Raw genomic sequence first — 13,793 nt, forward strand, 5'->3', positions numbered from 1 at the left:
CGGGCGGGGCGGCGTCTGCCCGTCCCTCTCTCCCCGTTCCCCGTGCCCGTCGCCGACTACGAGATCCCGTTCCTGCACCCGCTCCTCGTGCACTTCCCGCTCGTCCTCGTGCTCCTGGGCGGGGCGGCGGCCGGGCTGTACCTGCTCCTCGGGCGCGGCGTGTGGCGCCGCGCGGCGCTCGCGCTCTTCGTGCTCGGCGCCAGCTCGGCGTGGGCCGCCGCCGAAACGGGGCACGCGCTCTACGACGCCGTCGAGGGCGACCCCGTCGTCGAGGCCATCGTCGGCCACCACCAGAGCGCGGCCGCGTGGACCGTGTGGACGTCGGCGCTCGCGGCGGCCGTGTTCGCCGCGCTCTCGGTCGCCGCCGTCCTGCGCCGGGCGCCCGCCCCGCCCGACGACGAGGCCGCCCCGCCCCGCCGCCGGTGGTGGCCGGAGCGGGGCGGCGACCGGCAGGCTCGTCGTCCGCGGCGCGAGCCGCTGTGGGGGCGCGTGCTGGGCGCCCTGCCCGCCGTCGTCGCGGCGGCGCTCGTGGCGTACACGGCGCACCTCGGCGGGCTCATGGTGTGGGGCGTGCCGCGCTGAGCGGGGCGGGGGCGTCGGCCGCCCCGCCCGCGCCCCAACGCAGCGGAGCCGGCGACTGCGGGGGCCGCCGGCTCCGCCGGTCCGTCGGGGGGCGGGGTGGCGCCCGCTACCGCGCCACCGTCACGCGCTGCGTGCGGACCTCCCCGCCCGCCACGAGGCGGACGACGTAGACGCCGCTCGGGAGCGCGCCCGCGTCGAGCGCCGCCCGGTGGCGGCCCGGCGCGAGCGTCGCGTCGACGAGCCGCGAGACCTCGCGGCCGAGCAGGTCGAACACGGACACCGTGACCGCCCCGCCCTCGGGGAGCGCGAAGGCCACCGCCCCGCCCGTTCCGACCGGGTTGGCCCCGGCGAGCGTCAGCTCGACCTCCGCCGGGAGGTCGGCACGGACGGCGGCGAGGAGCGCGGCGAGGTCGCCCCCGGCCGTGCGAGCGTTCGAGCTGTAGCCCGTGCGCCCAAAGACCTGGTCCTCGCTGACGTAGACGACGGCCGAGACCACGCGGCCCAGGACGCCCGCGACCGGCGTGCCGACTGGGGCCGCGCCCTCGACGAGCGCGATCGCGCCCGGACCGTCCGGAATCACGCCCGCCGGGAGGCCGACGTCGCCGTTCTGGGTCGCGTAGACCAGCCGGTCGCCGATCACAGCGTCCGGGCTCGCCGAGTACGTCACGGTCTCGGTGAACGGGTCGAACGTCACGAACGAGCACGTCGAGAGGTCGACCGGCCCGTCCGCCCCGCTCAGGAGCTCGGCGAACTCGCCGAACGCCGGGTCCGTCCCGTCGGCGTCGAAGTCGCCGAACCCGAGCGGGGAGGAGGCCGAGCAGGCCGCGGCCTGGGCGCCGCCGCCGAGCGCGAGGCCGACGAGCACCGGGTCGTGGTCCGACGCCCGGAACGGGGTCGGCTCGTAAAAGCGCGGGTCGTTGAAGTCCGTGTCGTAGTCGAGGAGGTCGGGCTCGTCGGCGTTGATGTGCCAGACCGTCGCGCCCGTCACCTGCTCCGCGAGCGGGAGCGAGGCGAAGGCGTAGTCGAGGGTCCCGAACTCGGCCCCGAACAGGTACGAGTAGGCGAACTCGCCCTGGGCGCGCTCGACGAGGTCGACGTAGTCGTCGGCCGTCCCGAGCTCGCCGTCGGCGCCGGCGCGGAGGGCGTCGATCGGGTCCTCCTCGTCGTAGGCGTTGAAGTCGCCCACGATGAGGACGTCGGCGTCGCCGGAGCCCGTCGGGTCGCCGGCCAGCCACCGGGCGAGCTCGCGGGCCGCGACCGTCCGCGTCCCGTTGCAGGCGCCCTGGAGCGGGTCGTCGTTGCCGGCCCCGCACGAGCCGCCCTTCGAGCGGAGGTGGACCACGGCGACCGTGAACACGCCGTCCGCGTCGGTGAACGTCTGGGCCACGACCGGCCGGTTCTTCTGGTTCTCCGACCCGCCCGGCGGCTTGGTGAACGCCGGGTCGTCGAGGACGGCCACGTCGCCGATGGGCGTCACGCGGGCGGGGCGGTAGACGATGCCCGACCGGATAAAGTCGGTCCCCGTTACGCCCGTCTCGACGTAGGCGTAGGCCTCCCCGCCCTCGGCGGCGTTGAGCGCGTCGACGAGGTCGTCGAGCGCCGAGAGCTCGCCGGCCTCGTCGTTCTCGACCTCGATGACGCCCACGACGGCGGCGTCGAGCCCGCGGATGGCGGCCACGATCTTGGCCGTCTGGCGCGCGAGCTCTTCGGGGTTGTCGGCCCCGCGCGACGTGGGGAAGCCGCCGCCCTGGCCGTCGCCGTTGAAGTAGTTGAGCACGTTGAACGAGGCCACGCGGACCGCCCCGCCCACGCTCTCGGGCTGCTCCGGGCGCGGGTTCGTCACCGTGAACCCGGCCGGCGCCGTCGGCTGGAGGCGGTAGAGCCCGAACCGGAAGTCGATCACGCCGGCCGCGTCCTGGACGATGTCGCCACCGCGGAAGCGGTTCGTAAGCGTGAACGGCTGCCCGTTGGGGTGGCGCGGCACATCGGCGTTCTGGATCGCACGGCCGTCGTCGAGCGTGATCACGCGGAGCGCGTTCTCGGCGTCGACCTCGGCGGCCTCGGGACCGGGGTCGAGGAAGGCCGTCGGCTGGAAGAGCCGGTCGCGGCCGTCGCGCGGCAGCGCGAGCACAACCTCGCCAAAGCGGTCGAAGTTGAAGTAGTCCGAGATGGCGAGCTCCTGCGGGAGCACCGCGCCCATCCCCTCGAACCGTTCGAGCGCCGCCCCGCCCGCGAGCGGGAGCGTAACGGCCGCCGGCGTCGGCTGGGCCGCCGTCCCGACGACGGCGACCTCGGTCACGGACCCGACCTGGGTGAGCTCGAAAAACTCGCCGGCCGTGCCCGTCACGCGGACCACGTCGCCGGCCGAGACGTCGGGGACCGGCACCGAGGCGTCGCCGGTAAAGACGAACAGGCCCTCGGACGTGGCCGGGTCGCTGTCGGCGTCGGCGTCCTCCTCTTGGAGGTAGAACCCGCCCAGGTCGAAGGCGTCGCCGTCGTCGGGCTGGAAGTCGCCCACGACGACCGCCTCGACCGTCACCGTCCGCCCGTCGAGCGGCGTCGCCGCCCCGCTCCCCTGGACGTCGTGGATGAACGTGAGGAGGATGGCGCCCGGGGCCGTCGACGGGCAGTTCGTGGCGTCCTCGGCGTTGGCCGCGCCGGGCGACCCGCAGCGCGGCGCGAAGTCGGCCGCGTTGTCGTCGGTGTCGGCGCCGTCGGGGAGCCGCGAAAGGGCCACGAAGTCGGCGTCGCCCGGGTCCGTCCCCGCCCCGCTCCCCTCGGTAAAGCCGGGGACCGAGCCCTCGTAGCTGAGCGCGTCGACGACCGCCCCGCCCCCGGCGAGCCGGAGGGCGACGGCGTCGGGCGCCCCGTTCTGGATCAGGTTCGTGCTCGGGTCGACGTCGAGGTCGCAGTTGGCGACGGTCTCCGCGTTGGCGCAGACGACGAAAAACTCGCCCGGGAGGAGGTCCGTGGCGGGCAGCCCAATCGTCTTGTAGACCGCCGCGCCGCCGTCGTTGCCGTTGACGAGGACGAGCTCGTAGGCGCCCAGGCTCGCGGCGGCCGCGCCGCCGTTGAACAGCTCGACGTACTCGGCGGCGTCGGTCCCCGGCTGGTCGTAGTCGACCTCGTTAACGACGAGACGCGGCTCGCCCGACGGGGGCGGCGGGCCGTCGCCGCCGAGGAGCACCTGGCCCTCGTTGAGCGACCCGAACGACGACGCGGTCGGGCCGACCCAGGCGAAGTCGCCGTAGGTCGAGCCCGTCCCGATGAGCTGGAGGCTCTCGCCGATGGGCGTCGACGGCGCCTCGGACACGCCGATGTCCGTGCTCGTGAGGCCCGCCGCCGGCCCGTCCGCGGCGGTCAACGTGCCCTCGTAGGACAGAAACTGGACGACCGCGCCGTCCGCGTCGACGAGCGCGATCGCGTCGGGCGCCCCGTTCTGGATCCCGTTCGACCCGTACTCGACGGCGACGACTCCCGCCCCGTCGCGCTCGTTCGGGATGGCGCCGCCGACGACGGTCGTCGAGTAGGCCGAGCTGTTCGAGCCATTGTAGAGGACGAGCGTCCACCCGGCGAGGTTGGTCCCGGCCGGGCCGGCGACCTCGATCGTCTCGCCGACGTCGGTGCTGGCGTTGTCGTAGTGGATCTCGTTGATGAACACGGCCTGCGCCTGGGCAGAGCCGAGGCCGAGCGTGCCGGCGAGGAGGAGGAGGCGAGCGAGAGGAGCCAGGCGCATGGGCGGACGCGGGGGCGGGGTGGGAGAGAGGCCCAAGCCTACTCACAGCGCGCGCGTTCCGCCGCCCCAACTGGGTGTTCCTTCTGTAACCGCCCCGCCCGCGCGCGTGGCGCCTCCGGCTTACGGCCGCCCCGCCCCGCCCGCGACCAGCCGCTCGTAGAAATCCAGCGTGCGCCGCGCGACGGCGGCCCACGAAAAGTGCTCGACCACGCGCTGCCGCCCCGCCCGGCCCATCGCCTCGGCGCGGGCGGGGTGGGCGAGGAGGTCGCGGATGGCCGCGGCGAGGTCGCGGGCAAAGCGGTCGGGGTCGCGCGGCTCGGCGCTGTCGGCGTGGGCGTCGAGGGGCACGAGCACGCCGGTCTCGCCGTCGACCACGATGCCGGGGATGCCGCCCACGGCCGAGGCCACGACGGCTGTCTCGCACGCCATGGCCTCCAGGTTGATGATCCCGAACGGCTCGTAGACCGACGGGCACACGAACACGGCGGCCCCGGCGTAGAGGGCGATCGTCGTCTCGCGCGGGAGCATCTGGTCGATCCAGACGACGTCCGGCACGTGCGCGCGCGCCGCCTCGACGGCCGCCGCCATCTCGGCGCCGATCTCGGGCGTATCCGGCGCCCCGGCCGCGAGCACGACCTGCGTGTCGCTCGGCAGGTGCCGGAGCGCGCGGACGAGGTGGACGATCCCCTTCTGCCGCGTCACGCGCCCGACGAACAGCACGTACGGCCGCTCCGGGTCGACCCCGTGCTCGCGGAGCAGGGCGGGGCGGTGGACCGGCCGGTACTCGTCCGGGTCGATCCCGTTAGGGATCGTCTCGACGGCCGCCCCGCCCACGTCGTACAGGCTTTCCACGTCGGCCTTCATGGCGTCCGAAACCGCGATCACGCCGTCGGCCGCGGCGTAGGCCGCGCGCTCGATCCACGACGACACGTCGTAGGCCGACCCCAGCTGCTCGCGCTTCCACGGCCGGTGTGGCTCGAACGAGTGCGTGGTCAGCACCAGCTTCGCGCCCACGAGCGGGGCGGCGAGGCACCCGGCGAGGTGCGCGTACCACGTGTGCGCGTGGACCACGTCGGCGCCCTCGGGCACGCGCCCCGCCATCACGAGGTCGCGGCCGAGCGCGTCGAACAGCTTGCCGTGCCGCCCCGCCCCGCCCGCCGCCCCGCCCCCGAGGCCGGGCGGGGCGGCTACGCCGCGGACGTGGAGGCTCCCATCGTCGACGTCCTGCTCGCCGAACGCGAGAACGTCGACGCGGTGCGCGCTGTCGTCCAGCCGCGCCAGCTCGCGCGCCAGGTACTCGACGTGGACGCCGGCGCCGCCGTAGACGTGGGGCGGGTACTCGTTGGTGAGGAGGCAGACGTGCATGGGCGGACCCAGGGGGCGGGGCGGGGTGGTCGGTGCAAGATGCACCACCCCGCCCGGGGCTCCCCCCGCTCCCTGCCCATCGCTGTGCTCAGGGACAGTCCGAGCGCCCGCTGAGCCGAGGCGATGGGCGCTCGGACGGGGGGAGCGGGGCGGGGCGGCCCGCGCGGTGTAGCGCCATAGCATGCTACGGCGCTACAGGATGGCACCCACCGAGGGCGGGGCGGCTAGCCGTGCGTCCTCTTCTCACGCGCCCGCGCCGCCCTCTTCGCCGTCGCCTCCGGCAGGGCGGTGTTCTAGGCCGACGTCGCCGCCGCCGTCCGCCCCGCCCCCTCGTGCTCCAGCACGAGGACGCCCAGCGGCGGCAGCGTGAGGACAACCGACGCCGGGCGCCCGTGCGCCGGGACGGGCGTCGACTCGACGCCGCCCAGGTTGCCCACCCCGCCGCCGCCGTAGGTCTCGGCGTCCGAGTTCAGGCGCTCGGTCCAGCGCCCTTCCTCCGGCACGCCGATCCGGTAGTTGTCGCGGGGGACCGGCGTCGCGTTGAGGACGAACAGGAGTTGCTCGCCGCCCCGCCCCGTACGCAGGTAGCTCACGACGCTGTTCTCGCGGTCGCCGAAGTCGACCCACTCGAACCCGCCGGGCTCGTCCTGCCAGAGGGCGGGGTGGTCGCGGTAGAGCGCGAACGCGTCCTCGACCCAGCGCTGGACGCCGGCGTGGAGCGGCTGCTCAGACTGGGACCAGTCGAGGGCGTGGTCGTGGCTCCACTCGCCGCGCTGGCCCCACTCCTGGCCCATGAACAGGAGCTTTTTGCCCGGGTGCCCAACCTGGTGGCCGTAGAGGAGGCGGAGGTTGGCCGCCTTCTGCCAGTCGTCGCCGGGCATCTTCCCCCACAGCGAGCCCTTGCCGTGGACGACCTCGTCGTGCGAGAGCGGGAGCGCGTAGTGCTCGGCGTGGGCGTAGACGAGCGGGAAGGTCAGGTTGTGGTGGTGGTACGTCCGGTTGACCGGGTCCTCCTCGAAGTAGGCCAGCGTGTCGTGCATCCAGCCCATGTTCCACTTGTAGAGGAAGCCGAGCCCGCCGTTGAACGTGGGCTGCGAGACGCCGGGCCACGCCGTCGACTCCTCGGCGACGGTCATGGCCGTCGGGTTGTGGGCGAACACCTCCTCGTTGACCGTCTTGAGAAAGTCGATGGCCTCGAAGTTTTCGCGGCCCCCGTGCGCGTTCGGCGTCCACTCGGTCCGCGAGTAGTCGCGGTAGAGCATGGACGCCACGGCGTCGAAGCGGAGCCCGTCGATGTGGTACGCCTCGACCCAGTGCCGCGCCGACGACAGCAGAAAGTTGCGGACGCCGGGCTTGGCGTAGTCGAACACGTACGTCCCCCAGTCCGGGTGCACGCGCATCCGCTCGTCGCCGTACTCGTAGAGCGGCGTCCCGTCGAAGTGGACGAGGCTCTGCGGGTCGGCCGCAAAGTGGGCCGGCACCCAGTCCAGCAGCACGCCGATCCCGCGCCGGTGCAGCGTGTCGACGAGGGTTGCGAAATCCTCGGGCGAGCCGTAGCGGAACGTGGGCGCGAAAAAGCCGGCCACTTGGTAGCCCCACGACCCGTAGTACGGGTGCTCCATGACGGGCATCAGCTCGACGTGCGTAAAGCCCAGCCGCTCGACGTGGTCGGCCAGCGGCTCCGCGATCTCGCGGTAGCCCAGGCTCTCGCCGTGCGCCTTGTGCTGCCATGACCCGAGGTGGACCTCGTAGATCGAGACGGGCTCGTTCAGCGTCTCCGGCCCCTTCCGCGTGCGCATCCACTCGTCGTCCGACCAGTCGAAGTCCAGCGTCGTCACGACCGACGCGAGCCCGGCCACCCCGCTCCCGCCGTCGGCCGGCGGCTCCAGGGCGAAGGCGTACGGGTCCGTCTTGTCGGCCACGTAGCCCTCGCGCGCGACGCGGTACTTGTAGCGGGCGCCCGGCTTGGCGCCGCGCACGAACGCGCTCCACAGCCCGCCGCCGACCTCCTTGAGCGGGTGGGCGCCGGGGTCCCAATCGTTGAACTCGCCCACGACGGCGACGTAGTCGGCGTGGGGCGCCCAGGTCGCGAACCACGTCCCGGTCTTGTTGGGGTGGGCGCCGAGGCGGGTCTGGGCGTCGGACATCCGGCCGCTGTCCCAGCGGGCGACGTCGTCTTTGGTGAGCTTGGGCATGGGCGGGGCAGTGGGTCGGTAAGTCGGTCAGTCAGTGGGCCAGTCCAGCGGGCGGGGCGATGGTCCTGGCAACCGCCCCGCCCTCGGCGGCCATCGGGTAGGGACACCATGCATGGTGTCCGTACGGGCGGGGTGGGCGAGGGGTGCTGCCACCCCGCCCAGGCGCGGCACCGTAGGGGCGACCGGCGGACGGGCGCGGCGGCAGAGGAAAAGAGCGGGGCCACCCCGCCCCGCTCGGGCGGATCCGGCGGGCGGGGCGGGGCGGCTAAGCGCCCGGGTCCGCGAGCAGCCGGCGGAAACCGGCGAGCGGGACGGGCGCCCAGTCGGGGCGGTTGTTGAGCTCGTAGCGGACCTCGTAGGCCGCCTTCTGGACGAGGTACGCCCACAGCAGGTCGGCCCGCGCTGCCGCCGGCGGGCGGAAGGCGGCGTCGCCGGCGGCGTGGTCGTAGGCGTCGAGGAAGGTGCGTTCGGCGGCCTGCGTGAGCGCGTCGGCCCAGACGGTGACCTCGGCGGCCGTGTCCGCGTCGTCGTCGCGGCGGCGGAGCGCCGTCTGCACGGCGTAGCCGAACGAGCGGAGCATGCCGGCCACGTCGCGGAGTGCGTCGTCGCGGCGGCGGCGCTCGGCGAGGAGCCGGGCCGGCTCGCCCTCGAAGTCGAGGACGTAGAACTCGTCGGCCGCGCGCAGCGTCTGGCCCAGGTGGTAGTCGCCGTGGACGCGGATCTGCTCGCCACGCCGCGCCGGGTCGCCCGCCCCGCCCAGGCGCCCGGCGGCGCGGTTCCAATCGTCGGGGGCGGGGCGGTCGAGGTCGGCGTCTGAAGCGTCGAGCAACTCGCGCGTCTGCGCCAGTTCCGTCCGCGTGCGGTCCACGAACCGCTGGGCGTCCTCGGCCTGGGCGGGGCGGGGCGCGACGTCGGCGCCCTCGCCGCTTGCGAGCGCCTCGTGGAGCTCGGCCGTGCGGACGCCCAGCGTCCGGGCCGCCTCCAAGAGCTCCGGCGCCGTATCGTCGAACCACGCCGCCCACGCGCCGGCGTCGTCGGCTGGGGGCGGGGCGGTCCCGGCGAGGCGGCCGAGCGTCTGCCCGGCCTTGTCGACGGCGTAGGCGAACCCGTCCTCGGCCGGCGCAACGGCCTCCTGGACGATCGCCATCGCCGCCGGCTGCGCCCCCGCGCCCTGGTACGTCGCCGTGCCGAGCACGCGCGGCACGAACCGGACGCCGGTTCGGCTGAGCTCTGTGAGCAGCTCGACCTCGGGGTTCGTCCCCGACTCCAGCCGCCGGTACAGCTTGACGAACAGCGCGTCGCCGCGGTCGGTCGTCACGATCGCGGCCGAGTTGGACTGCTCGCCCGTCAGCGGCGTGGCCTCGACGGCCTTGGCGTTCTTCAGCTCGTCGGCCACTTCGCCGGCGTAGAGGCCCAGGAGCGAGCGGCCCTTGCCGCCCCGCCCGAGCCACGTGACCAGGTCGCGCCAGAAGTCCGGCCCGACGGTCGCGTCGTAGAGGAGGGCGCGGCCCTTCGGCCCCTCGACCCAGGCGACGGCCGCCCGGGGCCGCTCGTCGAGCACGCGCTGGGCCGCGTCGCCCGAGACCGTCGACAGCGGGAGCAGGTAGCGCTCGCGGTGCGCCCCGCCCTCGCCGCCGACGGCGATCTGGACGAGCGCGAGGTAGGTCACGTCGTGGCCCGCCCCGCCCGACGCGCGGGCCATGCGCACGGCGTCCTCGACGCGCGCGGCGCCCGTCCGCTCGCCCTTCGACCCGAACCACCGCTGGCCCTGGAGAAAGTCGGCGAGCCGGCCTTCCAGCACCTCGACGGCCCGCTTGTCCGACATCGTCCGCACGAGCAGGTTCTCGACGCCCTCGGCCACGCGGAGCGTGGGGAGGTCGTCGGGCGCCGCCCCGCTGGCTGCGCCGACCTGGCGGTTCTCGCGCTCGGTCGCGGGCGGGGTGGTCTCGGCCGGTGTGAGGGCGAACCAGAAGAAGCCGTACGGCCCGAGCGGGAGGTGGTACGGCTGGTCGCCGACGACCGGGAAGCGCGACCGGCTAAACAGCTCGACGGGCTCCAGCCCCGCCCAGTCCGCGTCGGGCGGCAGCATCGCCGACTGCGCGAACCGCGACAGGTTGGCGACGACCAGGACGCGCTCGCCCTCCCACTCGCGCTCGAACGCGAGCACCGCCTGGTTCTCGACGTCGAGCACGCGGAACCCACCCCGCCCGAACGTCTTGCCGTGCTGGCTGCGCACGGCCAGGAGCCGCCGCATCACGTGGAGGAGCGAGTGCGGGTCGGCCTCGGCGTCCTCGGCGTTCACGAACTCGTAGGAGTACGGCCCGCGGTCGATGGCCGGCATAAAGAGCCGGTGGTGCGGCGCCCGGCTAAAGCCGCCGTTCTTGTCCGGGCTCCACTGCATCGGCGTGCGGACCCCGTTGCGGTCGCCCAGGAACGGGTCGTCGCCCATCCCGATCTCGTCGCCGTAGTAGAGGACGGGGCTGCCGGGGAGCGACAGGAGCAGCGCGTTGAGCAGTTCGATCTGCCGGCGGTCGCCGCCCAGGAGCGGGGCGAGCCGCCGCCGGATGCCGACGTTGATGCGGAACCGGGCGTCGGCCGCGTACTCGTGGTTCATGTAGTCGCGCTCCTCGTCCGTCACCATCTCGAGCGTGAGCTCGTCGTGGTTGCGGAGGAACGTGGCCCACTGCGCGCCCTCGGGGATGTCGGCCGTGAGCTCGAGCATCTCGACGAGCGGCCGGCGGCTCTCGCGGCGGAGCGCCATGTACATTCGCGGCATGATGGGGAAGTTGAACGACATCTGCACGCCCCGCCCGCCCGCGAAGTAGGGGAGCGTGTCCTCGGGCCACTGGTTGGCCTCGGCGAGCAGGACCTTGCCCGGCCCGAACCGCTCCTCGATGGCCTGCCGCAGCTCGACGATGTAGTCGATGGTCTCGGGCAGGTTCTCGCAGCTCGTCCCCTCGCGCTCGAACAGGTACGGCACGGCGTCGAGCCGGAGCCCGTCGACCCCGAGGTCGAACCAGAAGGCCATGACCTCCTTCATCTCCTCGCGGACCGCCGGGTTGTCGTAGTTGAGGTCCGGCTGGTGCGAGAAAAAGCGGTGCCAAAAATACTTGCCCGCCTTCGCGTCCCAGGTCCAGTTCGAGACCTCGGTGTCGGTGAAGATGATCCGCGCCTCGCTGTACTTGTCCGTCGTGTCGCTCCAGACGTACCAGTCATGCTTGTCGCTGTTCGGGTCCCGCGCCTCCTGGAACCACGGGTGCTGATCGGACGTGTGGTTCAGCACCAGCTCCGTCACGACGCGCATGCCCCGCCCGTGTGCGTCGTCCAGGAACGCCTTAAAGTCGTCGAGATCCCCGTGCACCGGGAGAACCGTGAAGTAGTCGGCCGTGTCGTAGCCGTCGTCGCGGAGCGGGCTCTGCAAAAAGGGCAGCAGCCAGAGCGTGTTGACGCCCAGCCGTTCGAGGTACGGGAGCTTCTCCCTCAGCCCCGCGAAGTCGCCGTAGCCGTCGTCGTTCGAGTCGAAAAAGGACCGGACGTGGAGCTCGTAGATGACGGCGTCGCGGTACCAGGAGGGGTCGGTGAGGAAGTCGGAGGGCACGGGCAGTGGGTCGGTGAGTCGGTCGGTCAGCGGGGCGGAGGGCGGTCGGCCACCCCGCCCCCGCTCGTTCGGGCGGGGCGGCGTAGCGGCGCTGTACGCAACGCCGTCTGGCTGTCTGGGTGGGGCGGAGGGAAAGGGCGGGGCGGTCGCCGGAAAGAACGGCGGTCGGCGGCTGGCCGCCCCGCCCCGCCCTACTCCAGCGTCTCCACGCGGAAAATGTGGGCGGGCTGTTCGTGCGGGCGGAGCTCGACGAAGTTCGCCGCGCCCTGCCACGTAAACGACTGCCCCCCGAGAAGATCACGGACGCGGAACGGCCGGTCGGCCGGCAGCCCCAGCGCCTCCAGGTCGAGCGTCACCCACCCCGCCTGCGCGTCGCGGTAGTCCAGGTTGACGACCGTCAGGATGAGGTTGTCCGGGGGCGGGGTGGCGCCGTCGCCCGCCCCGCCCGCGTCGGGTGCGGGCGCGTCTCCGCGGTCCTCGACCTGGAACGGCGCCTGCTTCGAGAACGCCAGCAGGTGCGCGTTGTCGGTCTCGTGGAACCGGACGTTCCGCATGTGCTGGAGCGCCGGGTTCTCGCGGCGGATCCGGTTGATCCGCTTCATGAGCGGCTGGAGGCTCGACGCATCGTTCCAGTCCCACGTCCGCACCTCGTACTTCTCGCTGTCGAGGTACTCCTCGCGGTCCGGGTGCTGGCGACCGTCGACGTGCTCGAAGGGCGGGCCGTAGACGCCGTAGGCCGACGAGAACGTGGCGGCCAACACCAGCCGCGCGGTGTGGGCGGGGCGGCCGCCGTCGCGCAACTCGTCCGTCAAGATGTCCGGCGTGTTGGGCCAGACGTTCGGGCGGTAGACCTCGGCGACGTCCGTCTGGAACAGCTCGCGACCGTACTCGACGAGCTCCTCCTTCGTCGTCCGCCACGTGAAGTAGGTGTAGGAGTTGTTGAAGCCGCGCTTGGCGAGCCCATACATCGTCTTCGGCTTCGTGAACGCCTCGGCCAAGAACACGAGGTCCGGGTGCTCGTGGCGGAGCGTGCCCAGGCACCACTCCCAGAACGCGAGCGGCTTCGTGTGCGGGTTGTCCACGCGGAAGACGCGGACGCCCTCGCCGATCCAGAACTCGAACACGGACCGGAGCTCGGCCCAGAGCGCGCGCCAGTCATCGGACTCGAAGTCGATGGGGTAGATGTCCTGGTACTTTTTGGGCGGGTTCTCGGCGTAGCGGATCGTCCCGTCGGGCCGGTGACGGAACCACTCCGGGTGCTCGGTCACGTAGGGGTGGTCGGGCGAGGTCTGGAAGGCGATGTCGAGCGCGACCTTCAGGTCCAGCGCCTCCGCCTTCTTTACGAACCGGCGGAACGCGTCGAGGCCGCCCAGTTCGGCGAGCACGCTTTTGTGGCCGCCGTCCGCCCCGCCCACGGCCCACGGGCTGCCGACCTCGCCGGGCTCGGCCGTGGGCGCGTTGTCCTTCCCCTTGCGGAACGTCTCGCCGATGGGCGAGATGGGGGGGAGGTAGACCACGTCGAACCCGCGCTCCGCGATCAGCGGCAGGCGCTCGGCTGCGTCGTCCAGCGTCCCGTGGACGGGCTCGCCGTCCGGCCCGGGGTCGGCCGCCGAGCGCGGGAAGAACTCGTACCACGCCGCGAACCGCGCCCACTCGGGGTCCACGCGGACGCCCAGCCAGTCGCTCTCGACCGCGCCGACGGCCGGGTCGTGCTCGGCGGCGAGCCGCAGGACCTCGGGCTCCAGCGCCGCCTCGACCTCTCCGCCCTTGAACCGCTTGATGACGCCGTCCAGCGCCCCGCCCTCGTTCCGGGCGTCGAGCAGCGCCGCCCCGTCCAGCAGCTCGGACTCCAGCTCCGCCCGCCCCGCCCCGCCCTCGACGCGGCGGCGGAACTGGTCCTGCCAGGTCCCGAACGTGTCCAGCCACGCGCGGACGCGGTAGCGGTAGGCGCCGAGCTCGGTGCAGGCGAAGTCGGCCACGTACTCGTCGTTGTAGCGGAGCCGCATGGGCGCCGTTTGCACCGCCCCGCCTGCGGCGTCCGCGTGCCCGTCGTAGGCCCACTCCAGGACCGCCGCCACCTTTTCGTGTCCGTCCACGACCACGCCGGCCACGACCTCGACGCGCTCGCCCTGCGCCCGGGCTACGGGGAACCGGCCGCCGTCGACGCGGGGCGACAGCGTTTCGAGCGCCACGCGCGTCCACGCCTCGGGCTCGGGGCTCGGCGGGCTCCACGCGAGCGAGGGCTCGGCCGTCGCGCCGGCTTGGGCGGGCGGGGCGGGGTCGGCAGCGGGCGGCATCGGCGAGAGGGGCGGGTGGG

Annotated in this window: 6 protein-coding genes; 1 reads left to right on the plus strand and 5 read right to left on the minus strand. The window is 73.5% G+C overall.

Translation table 11 applies throughout. The features are described 5' to 3' along the window. Window positions 1-42: 42 nt before the first annotated feature. Complete coding sequence (locus RQM47_RS07190) at window positions 43-582, plus strand: DUF2231 domain-containing protein (protein WP_314008168.1); 540 nt, start codon at window positions 43-45, stop codon at window positions 580-582. Window positions 583-688: 106 nt separating this feature from the next. Here RQM47_RS07190 and RQM47_RS07195 read toward each other — a convergent pair whose 3' ends face one another. From RQM47_RS07195 to RQM47_RS07215, 5 genes are all read right to left on the minus strand, one after another. Beyond that, window positions 689-4,318: an ExeM/NucH family extracellular endonuclease gene (locus RQM47_RS07195; RefSeq protein WP_314008171.1), complete on the minus strand. Its 3,630-nt coding sequence runs from the start codon at window positions 4,316-4,318 to the stop codon at window positions 689-691. Between the two features lie 120 nt (window positions 4,319-4,438). After that, a complete protein-coding gene (glgA, locus tag RQM47_RS07200) occupies window positions 4,439-5,683 on the minus strand; it encodes a glycogen synthase (RefSeq protein ID WP_311662081.1) in 1,245 nt (414 codons plus the stop codon). Between the two features lie 293 nt (window positions 5,684-5,976). Then, the gene (gene glgB, locus RQM47_RS07205) at window positions 5,977-7,878 is read right to left on the minus strand and encodes a 1,4-alpha-glucan branching protein GlgB (protein WP_311662083.1); all 1,902 of its coding nucleotides are present in this window, start codon (window positions 7,876-7,878) and stop codon (window positions 5,977-5,979) included. Between the two features lie 265 nt (window positions 7,879-8,143). Continuing rightward, complete coding sequence (gene treS / locus RQM47_RS07210; protein WP_311662085.1) at window positions 8,144-11,476, minus strand: maltose alpha-D-glucosyltransferase; 3,333 nt, start codon at window positions 11,474-11,476, stop codon at window positions 8,144-8,146. 191 nt (window positions 11,477-11,667) lie between these two features. Continuing rightward, complete coding sequence (locus RQM47_RS07215) at window positions 11,668-13,773, minus strand: maltotransferase domain-containing protein (RefSeq protein ID WP_311662087.1); 2,106 nt, start codon at window positions 13,771-13,773, stop codon at window positions 11,668-11,670. Window positions 13,774-13,793: the final 20 nt, after the last annotated feature.

Origin of the sequence: Rubrivirga sp. S365, assembly GCF_032248475.1 — a bacterium.
In the GTDB taxonomy this organism is placed as follows: domain Bacteria; phylum Bacteroidota; class Rhodothermia; order Rhodothermales; family Rubricoccaceae; genus Rubrivirga; species Rubrivirga litoralis.

What these genes read in the sequence shown, in the direction of transcription:
- RQM47_RS07195 (WP_314008171.1), bottom strand. Translation starts at nt 4,318, where the DNA reads ATGCGCCTGGCTCCTCTCGCTCGCCTCCTCCTCCTCGCCGGCACGCTC.
- glgA (WP_311662081.1), bottom strand. Translation starts at nt 5,683, where the DNA reads ATGCACGTCTGCCTCCTCACCAACGAGTACCCGCCCCACGTCTACGGC.
- glgB (WP_311662083.1), bottom strand. Translation starts at nt 7,878, where the DNA reads ATGCCCAAGCTCACCAAAGACGACGTCGCCCGCTGGGACAGCGGCCGG.
- RQM47_RS07215 (WP_311662087.1), bottom strand. Translation starts at nt 13,773, where the DNA reads ATGCCGCCCGCTGCCGACCCCGCCCCGCCCGCCCAAGCCGGCGCGACG.